General features: G+C 70.1%; 25 protein-coding genes. 15 read left to right on the forward strand and 10 right to left on the reverse strand.

The window, feature by feature from the left end; all coding sequences use genetic code 11:
- The first annotated feature begins 68 nt into the window (after positions 1–68).
- Positions 69–767, forward strand: coding sequence for a tyrosine-type recombinase/integrase (locus BXY45_RS12460; RefSeq protein WP_146211178.1), 699 nt, complete (start codon positions 69–71; stop codon positions 765–767).
- 105 nt (positions 768–872) lie between these two features.
- On the opposite strand, the gene BXY45_RS12465 is transcribed toward BXY45_RS12460, so the two are convergent.
- Positions 873–1769: a DUF3037 domain-containing protein gene (locus BXY45_RS12465; RefSeq protein WP_109774844.1), complete on the reverse strand. Its 897-nt coding sequence runs from the start codon at positions 1767–1769 to the stop codon at positions 873–875.
- Entirely contained in the window at positions 1769–2566 is a 798-nt protein-coding gene (locus BXY45_RS12470; RefSeq protein WP_342799555.1) for a HipA family kinase, read from the reverse strand. The genes BXY45_RS12465 and BXY45_RS12470 overlap by 1 nt, the downstream gene beginning before the upstream one ends.
- 225 nt (positions 2567–2791) lie before the next feature.
- Here BXY45_RS12470 and BXY45_RS12475 point away from each other — a divergent pair, with 225 nt between their 5' ends.
- The 8 genes from BXY45_RS12475 to BXY45_RS12510 all read left to right on the forward strand — a co-directional run bounded on the left by BXY45_RS12475 (position 2792) and on the right by BXY45_RS12510 (position 7726).
- Positions 2792–3103 (forward strand): tyrosine-type recombinase/integrase, encoded by a 312-nt coding sequence (locus tag BXY45_RS12475; RefSeq protein WP_170131478.1) that lies wholly within the window; start codon positions 2792–2794, stop codon positions 3101–3103.
- 53 nt (positions 3104–3156) lie between these two features.
- Positions 3157–3405, forward strand: a complete 249-nt coding sequence (locus BXY45_RS12480) for a hypothetical protein (RefSeq protein ID WP_146211179.1) — start codon at positions 3157–3159, stop codon at positions 3403–3405.
- The gene (locus tag BXY45_RS12485; RefSeq protein ID WP_109774848.1) at positions 3402–3677 is read left to right on the forward strand and encodes a hypothetical protein; all 276 of its coding nucleotides are present in this window, start codon (positions 3402–3404) and stop codon (positions 3675–3677) included. The genes BXY45_RS12480 and BXY45_RS12485 overlap by 4 nt, the downstream gene beginning before the upstream one ends.
- A 205-nt stretch (positions 3678–3882) precedes the next feature.
- Positions 3883–4692 carry a hypothetical protein gene (locus BXY45_RS12490; protein WP_109774849.1) on the forward strand — a complete coding sequence of 270 codons (810 nt, stop codon included), beginning with the start codon at positions 3883–3885 and terminating at the stop codon, positions 4690–4692.
- A gap of 215 nt (positions 4693–4907) precedes the next feature.
- Positions 4908–5453 (forward strand): hypothetical protein, encoded by a 546-nt coding sequence (locus tag BXY45_RS12495; RefSeq protein ID WP_109774850.1) that lies wholly within the window; start codon positions 4908–4910, stop codon positions 5451–5453.
- Positions 5450–6397 (forward strand): zeta toxin family protein, encoded by a 948-nt coding sequence (locus tag BXY45_RS12500; RefSeq protein WP_109774851.1) that lies wholly within the window; start codon positions 5450–5452, stop codon positions 6395–6397. Before BXY45_RS12495 ends, BXY45_RS12500 begins: the two co-directional genes overlap by 4 nt.
- Positions 6394–6582 carry a hypothetical protein gene (locus BXY45_RS12505; protein WP_109774852.1) on the forward strand — a complete coding sequence of 63 codons (189 nt, stop codon included), beginning with the start codon at positions 6394–6396 and terminating at the stop codon, positions 6580–6582. The genes BXY45_RS12500 and BXY45_RS12505 overlap by 4 nt, the downstream gene beginning before the upstream one ends.
- Positions 6583–6790: 208 nt before the next feature.
- The gene (locus BXY45_RS12510; RefSeq protein ID WP_146211180.1) at positions 6791–7726 is read left to right on the forward strand and encodes a tyrosine-type recombinase/integrase; all 936 of its coding nucleotides are present in this window, start codon (positions 6791–6793) and stop codon (positions 7724–7726) included.
- A gap of 28 nt (positions 7727–7754) precedes the next feature.
- Here BXY45_RS12510 and BXY45_RS12515 read toward each other — a convergent pair whose 3' ends face one another.
- Complete coding sequence (locus BXY45_RS12515) at positions 7755–8828, reverse strand: Fic family protein (protein ID WP_211319524.1); 1074 nt, start codon at positions 8826–8828, stop codon at positions 7755–7757.
- Between the two features lie 332 nt (positions 8829–9160).
- Between BXY45_RS12515 and BXY45_RS12520 the strand changes: the two genes are divergently transcribed.
- Positions 9161–10741: an RNA-guided endonuclease InsQ/TnpB family protein gene (locus BXY45_RS12520; protein WP_109774855.1), complete on the forward strand. Its 1581-nt coding sequence runs from the start codon at positions 9161–9163 to the stop codon at positions 10739–10741.
- Positions 10742–10818: 77 nt separating this feature from the next.
- On the opposite strand, the gene BXY45_RS12525 is transcribed toward BXY45_RS12520, so the two are convergent.
- The 3 genes from BXY45_RS12525 to BXY45_RS12535 all read right to left on the reverse strand — a co-directional run bounded on the left by BXY45_RS12525 (position 10819) and on the right by BXY45_RS12535 (position 13526).
- On the reverse strand, positions 10819–11535 hold the full coding sequence (locus BXY45_RS12525) for a DUF3226 domain-containing protein (RefSeq protein ID WP_109774856.1): 717 nt from the start codon (positions 11533–11535) through the stop codon (positions 10819–10821).
- Positions 11535–12626, reverse strand: a complete 1092-nt coding sequence (locus tag BXY45_RS12530) for an AAA family ATPase (protein WP_109774857.1) — start codon at positions 12624–12626, stop codon at positions 11535–11537. Before BXY45_RS12530 ends, BXY45_RS12525 begins: the two co-directional genes overlap by 1 nt.
- An 87-nt stretch (positions 12627–12713) precedes the next feature.
- Positions 12714–13526: a hypothetical protein gene (locus tag BXY45_RS12535; protein ID WP_109774858.1), complete on the reverse strand. Its 813-nt coding sequence runs from the start codon at positions 13524–13526 to the stop codon at positions 12714–12716.
- A gap of 227 nt (positions 13527–13753) precedes the next feature.
- On the opposite strand from BXY45_RS12535, the gene BXY45_RS12540 reads away from it, so the two are divergent.
- The 3 genes from BXY45_RS12540 to BXY45_RS12545 all read left to right on the forward strand — a co-directional run bounded on the left by BXY45_RS12540 (position 13754) and on the right by BXY45_RS12545 (position 17029).
- On the forward strand, positions 13754–14281 hold the full coding sequence (locus BXY45_RS12540; RefSeq protein WP_109774859.1) for a hypothetical protein: 528 nt from the start codon (positions 13754–13756) through the stop codon (positions 14279–14281).
- A gap of 79 nt (positions 14282–14360) precedes the next feature.
- The gene (locus BXY45_RS23300; RefSeq protein ID WP_170131479.1) at positions 14361–15479 is read left to right on the forward strand and encodes a hypothetical protein; all 1119 of its coding nucleotides are present in this window, start codon (positions 14361–14363) and stop codon (positions 15477–15479) included.
- Positions 15480–15490: 11 nt separating this feature from the next.
- Complete coding sequence (locus BXY45_RS12545; RefSeq protein ID WP_170131480.1) at positions 15491–17029, forward strand: threonine/serine exporter family protein; 1539 nt, start codon at positions 15491–15493, stop codon at positions 17027–17029.
- Positions 17030–17073: 44 nt separating this feature from the next.
- Here BXY45_RS12545 and BXY45_RS12550 read toward each other — a convergent pair whose 3' ends face one another.
- Together BXY45_RS12550 and BXY45_RS12555 are read right to left on the reverse strand one after the other, a co-directional pair.
- The gene (locus BXY45_RS12550) at positions 17074–17730 is read right to left on the reverse strand and encodes a DUF3226 domain-containing protein (protein WP_109774861.1); all 657 of its coding nucleotides are present in this window, start codon (positions 17728–17730) and stop codon (positions 17074–17076) included.
- Positions 17727–18827 (reverse strand): AAA family ATPase, encoded by a 1101-nt coding sequence (locus BXY45_RS12555; protein ID WP_170131481.1) that lies wholly within the window; start codon positions 18825–18827, stop codon positions 17727–17729. Before BXY45_RS12555 ends, BXY45_RS12550 begins: the two co-directional genes overlap by 4 nt.
- Before the next feature lie 273 nt (positions 18828–19100).
- On the opposite strand from BXY45_RS12555, the gene BXY45_RS12560 reads away from it, so the two are divergent.
- Together BXY45_RS12560 and BXY45_RS12565 are read left to right on the forward strand one after the other, a co-directional pair.
- A complete protein-coding gene (locus BXY45_RS12560) occupies positions 19101–20687 on the forward strand; it encodes a methyl-accepting chemotaxis protein (RefSeq protein WP_109774863.1) in 1587 nt (528 codons plus the stop codon).
- Between the two features lie 114 nt (positions 20688–20801).
- Positions 20802–21872, forward strand: coding sequence for a cell wall-binding repeat-containing protein (locus BXY45_RS12565; protein WP_146211181.1), 1071 nt, complete (start codon positions 20802–20804; stop codon positions 21870–21872).
- Here BXY45_RS12565 and BXY45_RS12570 read toward each other — a convergent pair.
- Both BXY45_RS12570 and BXY45_RS12575 read right to left on the reverse strand, forming a co-directional pair.
- Entirely contained in the window at positions 21859–22563 is a 705-nt protein-coding gene (locus tag BXY45_RS12570) for a GGDEF domain-containing protein (RefSeq protein WP_109774865.1), read from the reverse strand. The genes BXY45_RS12565 and BXY45_RS12570 overlap by 14 nt on opposite strands.
- Positions 22539–23018 carry a hypothetical protein gene (locus tag BXY45_RS12575; protein ID WP_109774866.1) on the reverse strand — a complete coding sequence of 160 codons (480 nt, stop codon included), beginning with the start codon at positions 23016–23018 and terminating at the stop codon, positions 22539–22541. The genes BXY45_RS12570 and BXY45_RS12575 overlap by 25 nt, the downstream gene beginning before the upstream one ends.
- Positions 23019–23029 lie beyond the last annotated feature (11 nt).

Here is a 23029-nt window from a genome sequence, read left to right on the forward strand (position 1 = left end):
CTGATCGTGGGGTGCTGGGACCGGTACCGCTGGGAGAACCGGCCTCGCTCCAAGCGCATCCGCGCAGCATGATCACACCTACTGGCGGACGTTCTTACTTCCGGTGGCTGCAGCACGAGGGTCATGCCGGGGCGACGCCGTTGGGCGACGTGCGACCCCCGCGAGCACGTCACGCCCAGCGCCGCGACTACTCGGCCGAGGAAGCCGAAGCGATCTTCGAAGTGGCGCAGGGGCGAGCGCGGTCGGGGGAGTGGCGTGACGTCTTGGACATCACGCTGCTGGCGGTCCTGCGCTTCACGGGTGCTCGCTGCGCTGAGGTGGCCGGACTGCAGGTGGACGAGCTGGATCTGGCGCGTCGTAACGTTTCCGTGCTGGGCAAGGGGAGCAAGCGTCGTTCGGTCCCGCTGCCGCGCCGTCTCGTCGTCGTCCTGGAGCGGTACCTCGCCGAGGTGCGCCCCCTGCTGCCAGCCTCCAGCTTCCTGTTCCCCGCGCTGAGGCACGGTGGGGCTCCCACGGGGCGGGAGAGGAGCATCTCCACTCACTTCCTGCGCCAGGTCGTGGTGCGCTACGGAGAGGCGGCTGGGGTGGGTGGGCCTCACCACCCGCATCGGTGGCGGCATACGTACGCGACGCACCTGCTGCGGTCGGGGGTCGACGTCGTCGTCGTGCGTGACCTGATGGGGCACACCAGTGTGGCCACGACGTCGGTCTACCTGCACCTGCTGCGGGAGGACATGCGCGACGGCGTCGAGAAGGCCTTCCCATGACGTCCCGTTCCGAGCGGTGCGCCCGCGCGAAGCCGCAGACGCGCCCGGATGCTGGCAGAAGCCGGTCCGCGGTTCCCCTCCCTGTCAGTCTGAAGTGAGACGCGCTCACGAGGAGCGGTCGAGAAGCCTCGCTGCCCGGGCCGCAGCGGTGTCGACATCCAGCTCTACGTGGTGAGCGTCGATGTCCTCGAAGATGGCCAGTGCTTCCTGGTAGACGTCCCTGTTCGCCCCCTCGTCCGGGGGGATGCACACGACCTGGAGGTCGACGTCCGGAGGCACCGACCACTCACCGGTCGCCAGTCTCAGGACTGCGCCTGACTCTCTCAGCGAGCGCATGCTCCACGCCCACGCCCGCGTCGAACGAGATACGAGCCGCTGGTCCTCGGACCGGAAGGACCATGTCTGGGTCAGCTGGAGGACCCGCTCGTCGATGAGAGCCATGTCGGCGACAGCCTCGTATGGATGCCGTCCGTTGGTGGTGAGCTCCGGTCGGACGAGCAGGTGGCTCGCAAGACCGCGTGCTGCGAAAGACCGTCGAAGATCACTGACCAGGCGCGTCTTCGTCATGCCGCGAGATCTTGGGACATCGGGCTCCACCAGCAGGTTGGAGACCGCGAGCTGCACCGCGGTGCTGAGGTCTGCAGCGAGAAGCGGCCGGGGAGGCGAGAGCTGGACGACATGCATCATCGAGCGAGCAAGGCTTCGCAGCCACTCCTCACCCACACCTGCGGCCCTCTCACCTCGAGGGGGCAGGTCGTCCTCCAGTGCGAAGGCGGCGAGGTCGATCTCTGCGCCGACGTGGTTGAGGAAGTCGTGCGCGGCAGTGAGTGCCTCCGCCCCGCAGAACCTCCGGATGCGCGCCTCGTCGTCAGCCTGGTGCAGCGACCACTCGCCGGTGGTCTCGCTGCCGACGATGACTGCGACGTTCGCGAACTCCGCGGCGGCCGGGCGCGGGACGACCCGAACTGCCGAGTAGACGTAACGATGCTTTGTGTCGGTCATCAGATGGACTCCAGCCTTGCGATGAGGAGTTCAATCCGCACGGCGACCTCAGCAGCGCGGACCTCCAAGAACTGGCCCGGACGCCTCAGCTCCGAGTCGGTCACGGGCCAAGAGGGCGGAACCTCCAAGAGCACTTCGTGGATCGTGCGGCGCTCGACAGCCCGGAGGGCATGCGCCAGGCGGTGCAGTTCGTCGATGTCCAAGCCCGTGGGGTCGTCTGCGATCACCACGGGGGTGTGTACGGCGCTCGACAGCGCGGCCGGGTCCCACCCGGGGCCGAGTGGGAAGTACTGGCCGTGGTCATGGCTGGTGGTCGCGAAGTCCTGGCCAGCGTCCTGCAGATGCTGGACGTCTCGACCGAAGCACCAGTCGACCAGAGCCAAGAGCCCGGCGTGTCGCCGCCGGTTGTCATCATCGGTTCGGTGAGGGACGGGTGGGCGGACCTCCACGAGGGCGTCGCCGAGATGCCGAGAGGCGACGCAGGTGCCCGCTCGTACTAGCTCGCCGGAGCGCAGCTCGTAGGGGAGCAGATTGCTGGCCAGATCGATCAAGGCCACGTCGCAGACGGGGGCACCAATCAGCTTCCCGAGACGGCCGACCACCAGCTCGTTGACCAACGACTTGCCCGACGTCCGCGTCTCGTGCTTGACCCACCACTGCTGCTCGTCGTCTGCGAGCACGAGCAGTGGACTGCTTGAGGTCGGTCCTTCGTTGAGGATCGCGGCGACTGAGATCGCAGGGGACGTGTGCGGGCGGTGCATGGAGAGCTCTGCCCACGGCGGCGCCACGCCCGTCATGTGGGATCCTTCACGTGCACGGAGTCACCATGGCATCCACCTCGGACGCTGCAGCACAGTGTGCGGTAAGCGAGCGACACGCTGGACACAGCGGCGGACCTTGACGACTCACCGCTGTCCGGGTCACCCCCCCGGGGGTGCTGACGCTGGAGGCCAGCGCCGCCATCTGCGTGGATGGACGTGCCGCGCCGTCCTGCGGAGAGCGCGTCTCACACCCGGCGCAGCGTGTCGGTGCTGGGCAAGGGGAGCCAGCGGCGCTCGGTTCCGTTGCCGCGCCCCCTCGTCGTCGTCCTGAAGAGGTACCTCACCGACGTGCGGCCGCTGCTGCCTGCGTCCGGCTTTCTCTTCCCCACGCTGCGGCGCGGCGGGTCCCGGATGGGGCGGGACGCGAGTGTTTCGACGCATCTGCTGCGGTCGGGGGTCGACGTCGTCGTCGTGCGTGACCTGATGGGTGACGCCAGCGTGGTCACCACGTCGATCTACCTGCAGCTGCTGCGGGAGGACATGCGCGATGGCGTCGACAGGGCCTTTGGCTAACTCTGACGCCGTAAGGCTGGGCGGGTGGGGGCCAAGAAGTTACGATTGTGATCATGAGTGGCGCGCGCAGTTGGGACCTGACGGTTCCTGAAGACGACGCAGAGCTTGGCGCCGAGCTGCGGCGTCACGGCGTCGTGCCCGGCCAGCGGCTACGCGTCGTGGCGCTGAGCGCAGATGAAGGGTTGGATGGCGTTGGCCCTGAACAGGGGCGTTTTCGCTTCGCCGGTCTGATCGAGAACGCACCCAGCGACCTGGCCGCCAATGCTGACGGCTACCTGGCAGGGGGCTTCGGGCGTCCGTGATCCTCGTCGACACGAACGTCCTCGTGGCGATGAGCTCCCGGCGCGACCGCCTGCATGACGCCGCAATGGCGCTCATGATCTCCTTGCCTCCCGGCCAAGGAGTCTTGCCCACGGTCCTCGCTGAGACTGCCTACTTGATCAACGAGGCCGGCGGCTCCGGTGTCGAGCGTCAGTTCGTGCGAGGCGTTGATCGAGATTTCACTCTGGTGACGTGGTTGTCGCAGCTCGTCATGCGCCGCGCTTCGGGAGAGGGGCCTCGAGCACGTCATTGACGCCGAGGCCGGAAGCGAAGCGGGTGTCAGAGCGAGGGACATACCTGTACTGCGGACTACGTTGTCATCGTTGTGCAGCCACCACTCTGGCCTGAGGAGCAGCTCATACCCGATGAATGCTCAGCCGATGCAGTGACGGAATGATGGAGCGGTTCGGCGACGCGCGTACCTTGCGAGAGGCGGATGGACGGTGGAGGGGTGTGACGTGAGGAGTCTCGTCGAGCATCACCAGCAGCCGAGCGCCTCCTTCGCGACGCCGCCGGTCATCGAGGTGGTCCTCGCGGTCGAGTTCGTCCCGCTGCCCGTCGGCGTGCTTGGGGCGCTGCACCTAGCGCGGATCGTCGACCGCTGGGCAGGATCAGAGCCAGATGTGGAGGAGACCGTTGCCGCGCCTCCGAACACGTTGGAGGTCGTAACAGGGGTGGGGGCTTTGCCCTTCTCCTTCGGCTTCGGATCGCCGGGGGTGCGATTCCTCGTCTACACCGAGCACCGGTCGCTGTTGGTGCAGGTCCAGAACGACCGTCTCGTGCTCAACTGGCGTCGCGTTCACGAGCACTTGCTGTACCCGCGATTCGACTTCCTTCGGGAGGAGTTCGATCGTCTATGGAACGACCTTTGCAGAGAAGTTGCGCTCCGTGAGGACGCCCTCCAACCGGTCATCGCCGAAGTGACCTACGTGAACGAGATCCACCACGCCGGACGTTCGGAGCAGCCGTTCGCGCACCTCTCTGCTGGCGCAGCCACCGTCGCCACACTGCCCACGCTCCGCTTCCAGTACCAGATGCCCGTGCAGCCAGCGCACATGCACGGGGGCGGGGCTGTCGTCGTCGACGCTGAACCCAGCGGCGGCGAGGGACACCGGATGACGGTGTCGACGCGTCTCGCGCTGCACAGCACGCCGGGAGCGGATCGGCCGGTCGAGGCTCTCGTGAGCGCGCACGACGTGTCCGTCGCGGAGTTCGTCCGCGCAACGACGGACGCTTACCACCGCGAGTGGGGTGCCGAGGGGCTGTGACCACATCCGTCTCCTCACACAGCCTCTCCTACGCCACCGGATCGCCCTGGAAGCCGATGGCGAGCGTCTACACCGGCCACGTAGACGCCTCGTGGGTTCGCAACAGGCCGAGGCGCCTGACTGCCCGAGAGGTCTACGAGCAAGCGGCGTCAGGTCTGCGGAGTCTTCTACGGGCTCCTGGCTCCCGGCCGGAGACGGGCATCACAGGAACGACGATGCTCGGGTTCGTTGCGCGGATCGCGGTCGACGGTGCGCCGACTCCAACCGTCACGGGCACCCAGACTGGTCAGATCACGCTCATCTTCACCTGGTCCTCGGATGAGGTGAGAGCGGAATTTGATAGGTCCTCCTGCAGCGTCGCGGCCACAATCGGCCAGACCTCCCACTCCTTCTTCACTGGTCGAGAAGCGGAGATGCCGACGTGGACGGTTGACGTGGTACGACGGTGTCTGCGTGGCCTGGACGGTGATGCGTCGACGCAGCTCATCACCCGCACGGCGATCAGTGGTGATGAGCGCTCGCGCCCGGGTGTACCTGATGACCCCATGGACTACGACTCGCTTCGCGAGCTCGTGAACGAGGTCAGAGCGGAGTACGTGGCTCGTAAGCGCAGCGCTCACGACGACCGGGAACGGCGGCGCTGGTTTGACGCCTCGGTCAAGTTGCAGGACCAGCTGCAGGAGGTCGACCCCTTCGACGCAGCGCAGGTGTCCGCTCTTCGCGGCGAGCTGGTGGAGACCCTCCGTACGCTTCGCTCGTGAGCGGAGGACCCTCGGACGCGAGCGCCCGGGGAGCTCTGTCGGCAGCCGACATCGCAGCCATTTTCGCTGTTGACGTTCGGCCGGACGTCTTCGCCAAAGGCGTGGGTGCGCCGGCAGGAGCGACGCCTGTGTGCGTGCTCATCGGTGGACAACCCGGTGCCGGCAAGACGCGGATCGTGGCGCAGACGCATGCAGCCCTGCCAGGGGCCGTGCAGGTGGTCGGGGACGATCTGCGTCCCTTCCATCCCGACTACACCGACCTCCTGCGTGACGACCCACTGCGCATGCCAGATATGACGGCTGGAGCGTCGGGCGCCTGGGTAGAACTGTGCATCGAGTACGCGATCGACCAGCGGGTCCCGCTCGTCGTCGAGACGACGCTCCGGTCAGCGGAGACCCTGCAGCGGACCGCGGGCAAGCTGCGAGCAGGTGGGTTCTCCGTCGAGCTGAAGGTCGTGGCGGTGCCTCCTCCCGTCTCCCTCCTCGGAACGGCTAGCCGTTACGTCCGACAGCTCGAGGACAAGGGGTGGGGGCGTTGGACGCCCTTCGCCGCTCACCAGGCTGCAGTCGCAGGTTCTGCGGCCACCCTCGCCACGGCTTGCCTGGGCTCAGCGGTCGACGGGGTGACGGTGGTGAATCGCGAGGGAGCGGTGCTCTACCGAGGCATGGAGCACGACGAGGTGACCGCGGCCGTCACTCGAGGTCGGTCCTGCTCGTCGATCACCCCAAGCGGGGCGGTCGCCTGGGTGGAGCAGCTTGCAGCCTGCGCCGGTGTTCTCCTCGGAGACGGCGGGCACGACGACGCGCTCCGCGTGCTCGTGGAGCTTGCTCGCGCCGCGCCGGAGGTCGAGCGCCAGCTCCTCTCCACAGGTGGCGGGAAGCTGACGGGCCTGCTGCACTCCACCTGCCGGAGGATCGGTCGGCACCGTCTCCCTGACACATGACGCCTTCAGGCGCCACGACGGTCACCATCGGCACCGTCTTCGAGGCGGCCACGCTGTTGGGGCTGCCACTCTTCGGGGCAGAAGGACCCCAGCTGGGCGAGCTGGCGCGGCGGGAGCGGCACATCGTGGCGTTGCTGCCGCAGCGGGTGACGCATTCCGAGCGACCTGTTGATGACGACTTCTGAGACGCGGAGCGGCGTCGCGACCTCTTTCGTTGGGCGTTGTCGGCGGCTCGGAGCGGGACTGTCCACAGGTGAGGTCGGCGTGCCAGCGCGAGTGAGCACGCCTGCGGCAGGGTCGGCGTCGCAGGGCGCCGGCTGACGTCGTCGTCCTCCGCTCGCCACGCGGCTGCACCCGCACGCCCCGGGAGCCGACAGCACAGGGGTGACGATCGTGGACCACGCCCCGCCCGGTTCCAGCTCCCTCGGCGACCTCGTCGCGGCGTTCGCCGCGCACCTGCGCGACTACGAGCGGCTGCAGCCGACCACCATCCACAACTACACGACGTACCTCACGTCGTTCCTCGGCTACCTGTCCGACGTCGCGGCGGCCGCCGCCGGCGACATCACCGCTGCCCAGCTCAGCGGCTACCTCCGCGCCGAGCGCGATCGCGGCCTGGCGGAGTCGAGCTTGCAGCTGCGCTGGTACGCGGTCCACGCCTACTACCGCTACCTGCGCCATCACGGGTACGCAGGCCCCTCGCCGCTCGACAGCGTGCGCCCGCCCAAGGCGAGGCCGGTGCAGCGGCGCGACTACGTGCGCGAAGAGGCCGAGGCGATCCTCGCGGCGGCCCGCCGCAACGCCGAGCAGGGCACCCGCAAGGGCCAGTTCGACTACGCCGTCATGGCCACCCTCCGCTACACCGGCGTGCGACGGGGGGAACTTGTCGACGCCGACCTGCGCGACCTCGACCTCGCCCGGCGCGAGCTCACCGTGGTCGGCAAGGGGCGCAAGCGGCGGACCATCCCGCTGCCGCACGCCTACGTCGACGTCATGAGCTGGTACCTGGAGGAGGTGCGCCCACGGCTGCCGGAGTCGACGGCGCTGTTCGCCAACCCGCGCGCCAACCTCGACGGCCCGTTCCGGGGGCGCACCGACGGGCAGACGCTCGAGCGCATGGTCGCGCGCTACGGCGACGAGGCCGGCGTCGCCGGGCCGCACCTCCCGCACCGGTGGCGGCACACGTACGCGACGCACCTGCTGCGGCAGGGCGTCGACGTCGCCGTCGTCCAGAAGCTCCTGGGACACACGAGCATCACGACGACGTCGATCTACCTCCACCTGGTCCGCGGCGACCTGCTCGCCGGCGTGGACAAGGCCTTCGGCTGACGCTCGCCAGGGGGCGTTCCTCACGCCGTCACGTGATCTCGCGGCGACCGGCACGCTCGGCGAAAGCGTCGATGGCCGCCAGCACCTCGTCGCTGCGCCAGAACGGTCCGATGCGGTGCTCCCGCTTCGACTTCAGGATGCCCGCGTCGACCAGCGTCCTCAGTGGCGGGTAGATGTTGGGCGTCTGCACGCCCACCTCCTGAGCGGCGGCAGCAGCGCTGATCACCGGCTGTCGTGCGATGACGTCGAGCAGGGCCCAGGCATTGCTGTCCCTGCGGGCCGTCAGGGTCGAGGACCAGGCGGCCTTGATGCGGTCGATGTCGTCGACCAGGTGGCGCGCATTGCTGACCGCCCTCAAGGAGGCTTCCGCGACCGCGACAACGATCGGGTCGAGGTCACCCTCTCGGTAAGCGGTGAGTGCTGCGTGGTAGCCGTTGACGTCGGCAAGAAGCCCGGCGGACACCGGAACCGCGACGTTCCTCGTCACCCCGCGGTGGCGGAGCATCGACTGGACGAGGGCTCGGCCCGTCCGCCCGTTGCCGTCGGTGAAGGGGTGGATGGTCTCGAACTGCGCATGGGTCACGGCGGCTGAGACGAGCGCCGGCACCTCCCCGCGAGAAGCGAAGGTGACAAGGTCCTCCATGAGGTCACGGATTCGGCTGTGGTGGGGGGCGATGAACGTGGCGCCCTGCGGGCTATCCGATCGTGTGCCGATCCACACCGCTTCCTGGCGCCACGAGCCCGGAGTGTGTCGAGGTTGGCTTGCCATGAGGACGGCGTGCATCTGCAGGATGGACGCCGTCGAGATGCTCTCTGCCAGCTCGAGCGCGGCCCGCAGTGCACGGGTGTTTGCTGCGACGAGCTCGGCGTTCTGCCCCGTCGCGATGCCCAGCTCGGCGCTGAAGATGGCTCGTGCCGAGGCGGTCAGGTCTTCGATCTGCGATGACGATGCTGCCTCCGAGCGCAACAGGACCGGGGCGAAGCCCGACACCCGCGCGCCCAGTTCAGCGTCGAAACGGCTGAGCTCGTTCGCGGCCTCGGCGGCGAGTTCGGTGACGCGCGGGGACGGGCGCGGGAGGCGATCATGAATGAACGGCGGCACCGCCGACCGGTAGCTCGTCGGTGGCGTTCTGGCCCCGGGTCTCAGCGCTCGATCGGAGCTGGGGATCCACGTCTGCTCCTCCCACGTCAGAGCCGGCCACGGCGCTGGCTCACCCTGCGGATCCATGCGCGATGGTGACGTCATAAGACTGCTCCACGTTTTTATGAGATCGAGGCACAAAGCATAAAATCATCGGTGGGCGCTATGTGGCCGTGCCCCTTGTGGTGGTGGACTCTCGGCCTGCTGAAGTCGGGCTGTCAGACCCCACCCCTACCGTCTCGAACAGCCGTCCCGCCCATAGGGGCCGGCCCGGGAAATCGAGGAGGGGTGAGATGTCCGCACAGCACGACGACGACGGTCAGCCCCTCGCCGCGACGCCCTCACCAGCGCCAGCGCCGACGCTTGCACCGACGGCTGTGCCGTTGCCAGTGCCGACGCCGGGGCCGGGGCCGGTGGTGCGCGCCTACCGCCTCGCCCTAGACCCCACCCCCACCCAGGCGACCGCCTTCGCCCGGCATGCGGGTGCCAGCCGGTGGGCGTTCAACTATGCCCTCGCCGCCAAGAAAGCCGCCCATGCTGCGTGCCGTGAGCAGGTCGACGCACTGACCGCCGCCGGTGTCCCCGAAGCCGAAGCCCGCAAGGCAGTGAAGGTTGAGGTGCCGGGGGCGTTCACCGTGCAGAAGACCTGGCAGCACGAACGCACCGAAGTGTGCCCGTGGTGGGGTGAGGTCTCCTCCAAAGCGTTCGTGCAGGCCTTCCGCGACGCCGACAAAGCCTGGACCAACTGGCTAGCCTCCCTCAAAGGGCAACGGGCCGGGCACCGAGTGGGTTACCCCCGATTCAAGAAGCGCGGCCGATGCCGGGACTCCTTCCGCCTCGAAGGGGCCATCCGCCCTGAGGGCTACCGCCACCTCCTGCTGCCCCGCATCGGGCCGGTGCGCACCCACCAGACCTGCAAACCCCTCGCCCGCGCCCTGGAGCGTCAGGGCGGGCGGATCACTTCGGTGACCGTCTCCCGCGGGGCGCACCGTTGGTACGCCTCCGTCGTCGTCACCTTCCCCTCAGGGACTCTCCCGACTCCGCAGCGCGCCGCGCCGACACGGGCGCAGCAGCGCGCCGGAGTCGTCGGGGTGGACCTGGGCGTCAAGCACCTCGCTGCCCTGTCCGCCCTTGGCGCTGACGGGACGCTCGCTGAGTCGCTGGTGGCGAACCCTCGCCACGGCGCCCGAGGAGCTCGACGCCTGGCCAAAGCCCAACGTGCCCTGTCGCGTACTCAGCGTGGCTCGCACCGGCGAGCCAAGGCTGCTGCCATCGTCGCTCGTCGTCACGCCGATCTCGCCGCTCAGCGAGCGACATCCATTCACGTGTTGACCAAGCATCTGGCGACCACCTACGCCGGGGTCGCGATCGAGGACCTGCACGTGTCGGGGATGACCCGCTCCGCGAAGGGATCTCTCGCAAAGCCGGGACGCAACGTCCGCGCCAAGGCCGGACTCAACCGGTCCCTGGCGGATGTCTCCTTCGGGGAGATTCGCCGGCAGCTGGCCTACAAGACCCGCTGGTACGGCTCCACGTTGCGTGTGGTGGGGCGGTTCGAGCCGACGAGCAAGACGTGTTCGGCGTGTGGCAGGCAAGACCCACACCTGTCGCTGGCCGAGCGGATCTACGAGTGCCCGTGCGGTCTGAGGTTGGACCGTGACCTGAACGCTGCGCGCAACATCCGCGTCGCGGGGTTCGAGCCTGCGGCGTGGGCTGCTGCCGTCGCCCGGGGTAGCCGGGAGACGTCAAACGCTCGCCGAGGACCTGCAAGTCCTCACACCCGCCCGGGTGTGGGGCTGGGACCGTTGACGCGAGAAGACCATCCCGACACGGCCGCTGCAGTGGCGGTCGGGGTGGTCACCTCGGGCAGGTAACTCCCCGACGCGTCCCGGCGTGAAGTGGAAGTCCACCACTCCACGGGACGTGACCCTGACCACGGCACCCTCCGACGCTAGTGGCACGGCGAGCCGTCGGAGGGGCGTTCCGGCTGCCGGACCTCACCCGATCTCGTGCCGAGATCGGCGACGAACTGTCGGAGCGGTGCGAGGGCATCTCCACGGATGTCGAACGCCCCGTGAGCGATACCCATCCCGACGTTCTTGGGCGTCTTCGGGAAGGTAGCGAGGTAGGCCTGGAGAGCTCCTTTGAGGAGCCGTGATCGGGGTGCGCTGGCGAGAGTTGACGCTCGAACGAATGCCATCGCCTCCTTGAAGGCGGACGGGTGAGCCGGTACCTCGGCGAGCAGCTGTTCAAGAGCGCCTTGGGCTCCACCTCCAGGGAGGACGAAGACACCCGCGGCAAGGGTGTCCGACGCAGCCCATCCCCCGGGCTGCTCGGGGAGCGGCAGATCCGCCCGCCGCAGTGCCCCCGTGCAGGAGGCGAACGCACCCTCCGGGTTCGCGTCAGCGTCGCGCAGGAGCGCAATGGCCCGCACGTTGGTCGCGAACTCGGGGGCACGCGCCATGGCGCGCAGTGCGCTGCCCCAGTCCGTGTCTTTGCCGGTCATGTCGATGATGAGGAGGCTCGGTACGCCTACCTCTTCTGCCACCGCCGCCGTCAGGTACAGGTCGTCGGCGCCCTCCACCAGCGCGAGTGCCGCGGTGTCGAACCGGGTGGGCTCAGGGGCAGGGAACGGCGTGTAGCGAGCGGTGAAGATGCCGAGTCGCATCAGCGCAGATCCACGTTCAGGCTGAGCCCAGCGACGATGTCGGGCTGCTCGTAGACCGCGACACCGGTGAGTCCGGCCTGGCCCCGGGTGAGGCGGTACAGGCGCAGGTCGTCCGGCTGCTCGCTGAACGCTGACGCCGCAGCTGTCAGGCACTCATCGCTGTGTGTCGTGGCGAAGACCTGCACGTCCAGCCTGGTGGCGGCACGGTGCAGCACCTTCCACAGGTGCTCCATGACGCTCCAGTGCATCCCCTTCTCGACCTCGTCGAGCAAGAGCACTCCGCCTCGGGCCTCTTCCATCGCCAGGAGGTGGTACGTGAGCATGAGGGGACCGTCCCCGAGGAGCGACAGCGGGAGGACGACGCCGCCGTCGAGCTCGGCGTGGAGCTCTGACCGTGAGGGACCGACCAGGACCTCCAGCCCCCTGATGCGGGGATCGAGCCCCTGCAAGGCTTCCACCAGGGTGCGGTCGCGTCGCGTCCGCCGGAGCTCGGAGTAGGCAGCCTCGATGCTGAACGAGACACCGGTCTTGACGAAGTACGACTTGACCAGCTCGTCGAGGGACGCCGGCGGTTCGAGCGGCATCGACACGCTCATCTGCTGCACCGCGGAGGCGAGCCCCCCGACCGCATGGACCTCGACGCGCTGGGTGCGCTCGACCGGCGGCGATCCCTCGTGCTCGACGGTGACCTTGACCGAGGCGCTCGCGGTCTGGGTACTCAGATCGGCAGCCACGGAAGCGCCTGCCTGGGGCGCTGCGGGATCACCGGTGATCGTGATGGTCGAGCGCCGGCCTGCTCGGACACCCGACAGGACGATCGGGCGGCTGGAGTCCAACTCGTGGAAGAACGAGCTCCAGGGGCTGTCGCGATCGGACCAGGGGAACTCCACTGGCGGGCGGTTACGCAGCGGCCGCAGGACTTGCAGCGCATTCGACGCGGCGAACGGACCACACGCCAGGAGGAGGATCGCCTCGAGGATCGTCGTCTTGCCGGTGTCGTTGCGTCCGGCGATGACGTTGACTCGCGCCAGGTCGTCCAGCTCTAGCGCGACGAGCCCGCGGTACCCGTCAAACCGCACGCTCCGATACATGCCCGAGACCCTACTGACCGGCCAAGCCCGACGACGTCGCGAAGCCAGCGGGCCACGGAGGGTGGTTGACCGACCGCGGGCTGGACCTCATGGTGCGGGAGTGACTTCTGCGGTGGCCTCCGTGAGCCACGCCGCGCGCGAGCGGAGCAGGGGCAAGAAGCGGACGACGTCCTCGGCCTGGTCGGGCTGCTCCGGGCATGGCGGGTGCTCGAGGGCCCGCTGCAGACGGGCTGCAGCCTCGGCCGGACCGAGGTCGAGCACCTCGGTGATCGGTTCGGTGGCGGAGGCTGAGGCGTAGTCCGAGCGCAGCCGGGCGACGTCCCGTCCCTCCGTGAACCAGACGTCCTTGACGCCGCCGCCGAGCTCGTGGTCGATGAGCACGGACATCGCGTGCTGCCGGTGGCCGTAGGCGAACTCGACGACGATCGACTCCTGGACGCCCAGCGTGTCGCGATAGCACCAGACGCGTTCCACTGCCGGGCGTCCGGCCGGTGCCGCCCAGCGGGGCAGCGACACCCCCGCGGCGACGAGCCGCTCGGCCGCCGCCTTCGCCGTGTCCGCACCCCGCCCTCCCAGGAGGGTGGACAGCACCCGCAACAGGCCAGCGTCGTCGGGGGAGCCCTCCTGTTCCGCCGCACTGAGGAGGAGCGCGACCAACGCGTTGACCTGCTGTTGGATGGGCCTCTCGACGACGTCGTCGGTGCTGGGGCCGTCGTCGTCGCCCTCCACATCGGCCGTCAGCTCCTCCACGAGCGACGCGAGCAGGAGGCAGCCTTCGAGCTCTGCCTCGAAGGGATGGCGTGATGCGCGCATGTCGGCCAGCGCAGCCGCGAGCAGGTCGTCGACGAGGCGCCCCTCGCCAGCTTCGGCGAGCGCCTGCTGGAGAGCGGCAAGAGGCACATCGGCCTCGTTCTCACGCTGCGCATCGCGCGGCGGAGCAGGCGGGGGCGTCTTCGGTGGTGCGCTCGCGGGACCGACCTGGCGGGGACGAGTCGCGTTGCGGCGAGGGGGTCGCTGCTGTCGAGCCATGGTCCCAGGTTCCCAAACCGAGCCTCCGACGCCGCCTGCGGGGCAAAGTCGTCCCAGGCCCCGCTACACCTGGAGCGCCGTTACGCCGATGGAGTGACATGGACTTTGTCACGGTGGAAGCCCTCGTCAAGCGGGCCGTGTTCTCGCTCGTGCACGACGGCAACCCGGCGGGCGACGAGCCTGCCGACGTCCCCGGCTCGGTGGGGCAGCGGCACCTGGTGCAGGAGCTGGCCTGTCGCGTCGCGCCGCTGCTGCCGCAGGGGTGGACCCTCGAGTACGGCGACGGCCGGGTCGAACCTGACCTCGTCGTGCGCCGTACCAACACCCCCGGGGACGACGACAGCGGCGGCCTGCTGGCCATCGGCGTGCGGACTGCGTCCCCCGCTCGCCGCGCGAGCGTGGCGGACGAGGCATGGCGGACCCTCGCCGGCTTCGCCGCGCGCGGGCACCAGCACGCGGTGGTCGTGATGCTCGGGCTCGACCTCGCCCGCGGCGTGCAGCCGACCTGGCAGTGGGCCGCCTGCGGCGCCGCGGCCTCCGACCCCCGCCCGGTGCCCATCTTCACCGACGTCGAGCTCCGCAGCCTGGCCGTCGCGCGCCTCCAGCGGGAGCTGCAGCGCTCCTGACCGTCCCGTGAGCTCTCGTGAGCTCAGACCCCCGGCGCGCCTCCCCGGATCCGCACGGCGTGCCGATCACGATCGAGGGGTGCGTGTCGCCCAGCTCCGGAGCCCGCGCGCCGTCGTCGTGACGGCTGCGGCCGCCGTCGTCGTTGTCCTCGGAGTCCTCCAGAGTGCCGCCCCCGCGCTCGCGGCCAGCGAGCGATCCTTCGCCGGTACCACCACGGTGACCACCCCACCAGAAGGCACCGAGGTCCCCGAGCAGTGGCGCCCGACGACGGCGCCCGGCGTCACCGGTGTGCTCTACGCGGTGCTGCCGCACCCTGACGACGAGTTCGAGGTTTGGTCGCAGGTACAGAACACCCCCGACCTCTTCAAGGTGTTCGTGCTTCTCACCCGCGGTGAGCAGACCGCCAACTGCGCGCCCGACACCCCCGGCTACGAGCCCGCCGTCGAACCGGCGCCGGTGCCGATGCCCCGCGGCCGCTGGACGGCCTCGTGCGAGCAGGCCCGCCTCGACTCCTGGCGCGGCTTCTTCACCGACATGGCCGTGACCGACCCCTCCGTGCCCGCCACCTTCACCGACCGCGGTGCGGTGACCCGTCTCGCCGGCTCGCGCAGCACCCGGGTCTGCCGCGTGGACGGCGAGGAGGACCAGTGCGCCAGCCGCGACCGCACCGCTCGCGTCTGGACCGACGACGGCGGGCACGGCGCCCTCGTGGTCTTCGACCTCGGCGACGGCGACCTCACCCCCTCCGAGGTGGCATGGGCGATGCAGGCGGTGCGCGACAACCGCAGCCGGCTCGGCATCGACCCGACGCTGCCCAGCCGCGGCGTCGTCGGGTCGTACTACGACGAGGTCACCGCCGCCGGGTTCCAGTACCGGCACCCCGATCACCGGGCCGTGGCCAAGGTGCTGTGGTCCACCAACTTCGGCCTCGGCCCACAGATGGGCGCTGCGGGCGCCGACGACCTGCGCGCCACCGTCAAGGGGACGGTCAGCGAGACGGCGCTGGACACCGCCTTCGGGCCCGAGGGCGCCGAGTGGCGCGGCGCCCACGCCCGGCGCTACGGCTGGCTGTGGCGCGACGACACCGACGCCGTCACCGGCGGCGTCGTGCACTCCTATCAGGTGGACCGCACCGGCCAGCGCCGCCTGTTCCACCGCGCGCAGCTGTTTTGGAAGACCTTCGACGACGCCAGCTAGCGTCATCTCCGATGACTGAAGCGGACACGCCCCGCGGGGGCGCGCACGCTGCTCGCGCTCGCCGGCAGCTGCTGGCCCGCCTCGGCGAGAGCATGAGCGGCAAGGTGCCCACCAGCCCCGTCGGCCGTCGGGCCGTTCGCGCCCGTCTCGCCGAGCGGCAGGTGCGCGAGGTCATCGAGGTGGCGGTGCGGTTCGGGGAGGCGATGCTCTCCCTCGGCGCCACGGCGTCCGTCTGCACCGACGTGATCCGCCGCCTCTGCGCCACCTTCGGGGTGCCCTGCCAGGTGGACCTCACGTTCACCGTCATCCTCGTGGCGCACGACGGCGGCGAGGCCAGCAGCGTCAGCGTGCTGCGCGTGGTCCAGTCCCGCGCGGCCGACTACCACCGCCTCAGTCGTCTCACCACCCTCGCGTACGACGTGCAGCTCGACCCCGGCGTCCCCGACGTCACTCGCGCCCTGGAAGACCCGGCCGCCCGCGAGGCGGTGCAGCAGCGGTTGGAGCAGGTGCACGCGAGCCTCGACCAGGTGCTCGGTGCGCCCCACCGCTACCGGCCCGCGCTCGTCACGGCAGCGCTGGCCACGATGGCGGCCGCGGTGGCCGTGCTGCTCGGCGGGGGACTGCCCGTGATGCTGCTGTCCGCGACCACCACCGCCGCCATCGACCTCGTGCTGCGCCGCCTCGGCCGCTGGGGACTGCCGGCGTTCTTCCTGCAGGCCGCGGGATCGGCGATGGCCACCACCGTGGCGGTGGCGCTGCTCGCGGTGCCCGGTCTGCCGGTGTCGCTGACGGCGCTGCCGCCGTCGCTGGTGGTGGCCTCGGGGATCATCGCGCTGCTCGCGGGGCTCTCGCTGGTGGGCGCCGCGGACGACGCGATCAACGGCTTCCCCGTCACCGCCAGCGGCCGCCTCCTGGAGGTGCTGCTGCTGACGCTCGGCCTGGTGGTGGGTATCGGGGGCGTGCTCGACATCGCCTCACGGCTCGGCGTGGAGCTGGCCCTGTCCGCCAGCGCCGACGCTTTCTGGCCGTGGCCCGTCCAGCTGGCCGCCGCCGCGGTGGCCTCCGGCGCGTGGGCGGCGTCGTCCTTCGCCGGGCCGCGTGCCTCCCTGCAGGCGGCCGCGTGGGGGGCGCTGGCGTTCAGCGTCTCCAGCCTTGTGACCACGGCGGGCGCCTCGGCCGCCGTTGCTGGCGCGCTTGCCGCCCTGGTGGTCGGCTACGGCGCCGAGAGACTCTCCCGTCGCACGCGCGTGCCGGCCGCCGTCACCGCGACCTGCGCCATCGTGCCGCTGTTGCCAGGTCTGACGATCTTCAACGGGCTGTTCGCCCTGGTCAGCGGCGCCCCCACCGGCACGGGCGGCGGGCTGCTGCTGGAGGCGGCGACGATCGGCATCGGCCTCGCGGCAGGCACCACGCTGGGCACCACCCTGGCCACCCGGATGCGGGAAGCGCGGGCACCGAAAGCGACGGTGATGGGGACGACGACGGCAGCGCCCGAGCCTCCCCGCCACGGCGAACCAACCCCTCCTCCGACACCGAGATCAAGGACCTGAGCGCTGCATTCCACGCTGTCCGTCAGCGCGCTGACGATCCTCGGTCAGCTGGCTGCCAGGAGGCGGAGCCACTCGATGAGCGGACTGAAGCCGGCAGCATCGTGGATCAGCCGCTTGTTGGTCTGCAGCGCGTCGCCCGGACTGCGGGGGCTCAGGGGGAGGCCCGCGAGGACGGCCTGAAGCTCGGCCTTCTGGCGATGTTTGACAGGCTCGAGTGCTTGCTCGACGTCGTCGATGTACGTCGACGCGAGACGGCGTCGCTCCGGAGACGCGACGGCCAGATAGAGACCTTCCACAGCCCCTCGCTGCCCCCGGCCCGGGCTCGCGAACAGGCCGGTGCGCTTACCCGCGACCGTGTGGACTTCTCCGGGATGTGGCAGGCGGGTGCCCGCGTGCGTGTCGAGTACCGGGGCGATCTGTGCGAGAGCGCGCTCGAGGGTGTCCTCATCCGTCACGATGCCCAGCGTTCCTGGTCTCGACTGGAAGAGGTCGGATGTCGCGACGGTGATCACCAGCTTGTGGATGTTGTCGACGCCGTCGCAATTGATGACCTGGACCTTGCCGTCGAGGTCCGGTAGGTCGGTGGAGTGCTTCTTCAGGAGGTACTGGACGAGTTCGGCGTCGTCCTTCCCCTCCGCCAGCACCACCGTCGGGCAGACGATCTCGAGGTCGCCGACGCTGACCTCCCGAGGAAAGATCACCGGACCTCCGCCGATACGGAGAGCACCTGCTCCACGGCGGCCCCCGACAGCACGACCGGCCGCACCCGACCGGCGGCAGCGCCAGCCCAGCCACCGTTGTCGAAGCGGGCATCTCTCAACCTGACGAGACTCAGCTCGTCGAGGTGTCCGTCGCGCAGGGCCAGGACCGCGGCCTGGATGGCTTCGTCGCTGTGAGTGGTGACGACGAGTTGGGTGCCTGTTGCCCGGGTGGCCTCGACGAGGTGCGACCACATGCTGACGAGGACGCTGTGGTGAAGACCATCCTCGATCTCGTCGATGAGGAGCAGGCCTCCTGGCGCTGTCGAGGCTGCCAGCAGGTAGGTCAGGGCCCGGTGGATTCCTGTGCCGAGCGAGGTGAAGGGGATCGGCGGGCCTTCCTCGAACACAGCGTGCAGGGCGGTCGGTCCTTCAGAGGCCAAGAGCTCCAGGCTGACCAGCCGAGGCTCGATGGAGCGGAGCGCTGTGACCAGCGCCGAAGTGCCCCCGGAGAGGCGCAGCGCTGTGTAGGCGTCGACGACGTCGACAGCACCCACGTCCTTGATGATCCGCACCTTTTCGAAGCCATCTTCATTCACCGGTGGCTCGGCGGTGAAGCTCATGCGGGTGCCCGTGATGTCGAGAGCGACCAGCACGCGGTGATCGCGGTGCTCTGCTCCTTCCTCGCCCAGCACCCGCACCTCGAGTCCTACCGCAGTGCGGGGGCTCCCCTCGACGTCCATGAGGACAGTGCCGGATGAAGCGGCGGCTGCCGGTCGCAGCTCGATACCGCGTTGCTTCCCGTCCACGCTGGCGACGAGCCTGATGGGACCCGAGGGGGCAGACGCGGGGAAGAACGTCCGCCACGGATCGACGGACTCACCTGACTGGCTCCGCGACAGCGGAAGCAGGTGGCGCATGGGCCGCAGCACCTGCAGTGCGTTCATGGGCGCGTGTGCACCGCACGCGTGCAGGAACAGCGCCTCGAGCAGAGCAGACTTGCCGACGCCGTTCCGTCCGGTGACCACCGTGACACGGCTCAGGGGCACCTCGAGGTGATCCAGGCCGCGGAATCCGTCGACGGTGAAGCTCGAGTACACGTCCAGCAGCGTAGGGCGAAGCTCCTGCCGCGATCGCCGTCCGTCGTCGTCGTCCTTCCGGTCCTGGCCCCTCTCGCACTTGCCGCGGAAAGTGCGGCTCTGACGGGCCGCATGGCGCACTTGCCGCGGAAAGTGCGAGAAGGGGACGGGGCGGGGCGGAAGGCACCGAGGGGGGAGCCCCGGGGGAGGGACGGCGGTTCGTGTCAACTTCTCGGGCTTGACGTCCGATGAAGGGGGGACATCGGCACGTTTCCGAGGCCCTGGGGGGGCACTGTGTTCCGTCGTCTGGCAGACCTGCGCATCGGCGCGAAGCTCTACCTGGGGTTCGGGGCCGTACTGGCGCTGCTGCTCGTGGTGGCGGGCATCGGTGTCGTCCGCCTCGGGGAGTCGCAGAAGCACCTCGATGACCTGGCCAGCAGCGGCCTGGTCTCCGTGGAGACCGCCGACCAGGTCATGACGGCGCTCGTGCAGGCCCGGCTCGACCTCGCCAATGCCGCGCTGACCCCCGACGCGGCCGGTACGGAGAAGGCGATCGCGGCCCTCGACGCCGACCAGAAGACCATCGACGAGCACTGGAAGGACTACCTGGCCACCAGCCCGGCGTCCAGCGCCGCACAGCAGAAAGCGTTCACGGACGGCCTCGCTGCGTGGCGCGCCACGCTGCCCCCGTTGCTGGCGTTGGCCAAGGCCAACGACCTGGACGGCTTCGTCGACCAGCGCACCAAGGTCGCCACGCCGGCCGCTCAGGTCATGACGACGGCGCTCCAGGAGATCGTCAAGGTCGAGGCAGCGGCTGCCACGGCGATGAGCGACGACGGCGCCGCTGCTTACCGCGCCGCCGTCGTCATGCTGGTGGTGTGCGCGCTGTTCGCTGCGGCGCTCGCCGTCGCCATCGCCGTCGCCGTCGCCCGGTCCACCGCCCGCCCGCTCGCCCGGGTGCTGGCCGTGGTGGAGGGCATGGCTGCAGGGCGCCTCGACGCGCGCGTCAAGCTCGACCGTCAGGACGAGGTGGGCCGCCTCGCAGCCGCCACCGACACCTCCCTGGATGCCCTTTCCGCCGCGATGCGCGAGATCCGCGACGAGGCGACCGCGCTCAACGCCTCGTCCAGCTCCCTGAGCAGCGTGTCGGTGCAGCTCTCCTCCGGTGCGCAGGAGGCGGCGGCCCAGACGCAGGTCGTCTCCGCAGCCTCCGAGGAGGTCACCGTCTCCATCTCCACGGTCGCTGCCGCTGGCGAGGAGATGACCGCCGCCATCGCCCAGATCGCGACCGCCACGAGCGAGGCCTCCCAGATGGCCTCCTCCGCGGTGGCTGCCGCCGGTGCCGCGGGTGGGGCGATCGAGCGGCTCGGGGTCTCCAGCAAGGAGATCGGCGACGTCGTCAAGCTCATCACCTCCATCGCCGAGCAGACCAACCTGCTCGCACTCAACGCCACGATCGAGGCCGCCCGCGCCGGCGAGCTCGGCAAGGGCTTCGCCGTCGTCGCCGGTGAGGTCAAGGAGCTGGCCCGTCAGACCGCCCAGGCCACGGACGAGATCATCGGCAAGGTTTCCGCGACCCAGGGAGACGCGGCCTCGGCGGCGTCGGCGGTGACGCAGATCGGTGACGTCATCGCGCGCATCGACGAGGTGCAGGCCACCATCGCCGCCGCGGTGGAGGAGCAGTCGGCCACGACGTCCGAGATGGTCCGCAACGTCACGGAGATCTCCACCGGCTCGGAGCAGATCTCGGCCAACATCTCCAGCATCGCCGAGGGCACCGAGCAGAACCGCGCCAGCGCGGGGATGACCGCTTCCGCAGCCACCGACGTAACGGCATCCGCCGCGAAGCTGACCGAGCTCACGGGGCGCTTCGTCCTCTGACACCCCCGTTGAGGATCCGCGGCGCCTCGCTACCCCCCTCGGCGTGGCGCCGCGGAGCTCGCCTCCCTGCGTGTCACGGTGTCAGGGACACCGATCACGTTTGGGGGACCCGCTGTGCGCACCACCGGGTGGAGGGCCGCGGCGCTGAGCGCCGCACTGATTGCCACCACCGTGCTGGGGACCGCGGCGAGCGCCAGTGCGTACACCACCGGGGCGACGGCCACGACGGCTGCCACCGCGCCGCCGCAGGTCCAGCGCATCGCCGGTGACGACAGGATCGGCACCGCCGTCGCGGTGAGCCAGGCCGTGTTCACCGACGACGACGGCGCCTACGCGGCCTTCATCGCCTCGGCCGCCAGCTGGCCCGATGCGCTCGCCGCCAGTGCCCTGGCTGCGCAGTACCGCGCACCGCTGCTGCTGGTGCCCGCCGACGGGCAGCTGCCCGAACAGGTCCGCGCCGAGCTGCACCGGCTCAAGGTGGAGCAGGTGTACGTGCTGGGCGGCGGCAAGTCCGTCAGTGACAGGATCAGCGCCCAGCTCGGCGACCTCGCGCTGGTGAAGCGCTTCGACGGTAACGACAGGTACGACACCGCCGGCTACGCCGCCAGCGTCCTCGCCGACCCGGGCAAGCCGCTGTACATCGCCTCGGGCGCTGGATTCGCCGATGCTCTCGGCGGAGGCGCCGCCGCCGGCGCCGTCGGGGGAGCCCTCGTGCTGACCGACCCCGCGCGCCTGCCGATGTCGCTGTCCGACGACATCAAGACCCTCGCGCCGAGCAGCGTCGTGGTGCTCGGCGGACCGGGCACCGTCTCCGACGCCGTGGTCGGCCAGCTCAAGACCCTGCTGCCCGGCACCCCCGTCACCCGTACCTACGGTGCCGACCGCTACGAGACCGCGGCCCGGACCAGCGCACAGATCAACGGCCAGGGCAGCCCGTCCTCCAAGGCCGCGGACGGCGTGCAGAACCTCTCCGCGGTAATGCTGGCCAGTGGCACGAGCTTCCCCGACGGGCTTGCGGGAGCTGCCGTCTCAGGTCCCAGCGGCGTGCCGCTGCTGCTGACCGGCAAGGACTGCGTGCCCGCCTCCACGCTCGCCGAGGTCCGCAGGCTCGGGGCGCAGCGCGTCGTCGTCCTCGGTGGGCCCACCGTGGTGAGCCCTGCCGCGGCGGCTCTCAACCCTTGCTGACGAGGGTGGGCGCCGCGTCGGCCCCAGGCTCGGGCGTGATCTCGACGCGGTTCCTGCCGGAGGCTTTTGCGCGGTAGAGGGCGCCGTCGGCGGCGCTGAGGAGCTGGCTGAGCACGCCGGCGTCAGCGGCGGCCCGAGCCGTGGTGAGCTCTCGGTAGGACACCGGCTCGTCAGACGCCAGCGGCGCCGGCACGGTACTGGCGACACCGACGCTGACGGTGAACCGCAGCGCAGCCACGACCTGGAGCTGCGAGGCACTGGAGCGCAGCCGCTCCGCCAGCAGCCGCGCGCTGTCGGGATGGTCGTGGAGGCCGATCACGGCGAACTCCTCGCCGCCCAGGCGCACGGCGAGGTCGCCCTCGTTGACCCACGAGACCAGGCCCGTGCCGAGGGAGGCCAGGACGACGTCGCCGGCGTCGTGGCCGTAGCTGTCGTTGATGTTCTTGAAGTGGTCGACGTCGAGCACGAGCACGCCCATGTGCCGCCCTTCGGCACGAGCCCGCTTGATCAGCGCCGGCGTCTTGAGGGCTATGCCGTGGCGGTTGAGCAGCCCTGTCAGCTGGTCGTGCTCGGCCATGTGCTGGGCCGTGAGGCGCAGCTGTTCCGAGCGCCGCAGGAGCACCGCCGTGTAGCCCACGAAGACCGGCAGGCAGATCAGCACGACGGCTACCTCGGTGACGAGCGTCCGCACCGTCGGGTTGCTGCTGGCGATGATCGCGATCTGTGCAGCACTGCCCCGGCGGTGACGATGGCCGTGCCCCTGCGCCGCGTCAGCATCAGCGCGACCATCGGCACGCCCGCCAGGCCGTAGATGCTCACCCACCGCGACTGGTCCGCAGGCGTAGACATCGTCTGCAGCGTGGCTGCTGTCACGAGGAGCAGCAGGCACACGGTGGCGGCACAGTCTCCGAGCCGACCGCGCCAGACCCCCATCGCGACCGCGGTGGACGACAGCAGGCCGCCTGCGGCGAGCAGCAGCAGGGGCGTGCCGCCCTCGGCCCAGCGCTGGGACACGCCGTTGACCGCGCCGAGGGCAACGGCCAGGCACACGGCGATGATGACGAGGGTGCGGTCGTCGTAGCGGGCGAGCTGCTCGCGCCTCACCCACGCCCACGCCGCTGCCGCCCGGAGCCAGAACGCCTTCATCGCTGCCTCAC

Origin of the sequence: Quadrisphaera granulorum (assembly GCF_003149145.1) — a bacterium.
Classification (GTDB): Bacteria; Actinomycetota; Actinomycetes; order Actinomycetales; family Quadrisphaeraceae; genus Quadrisphaera; species Quadrisphaera granulorum.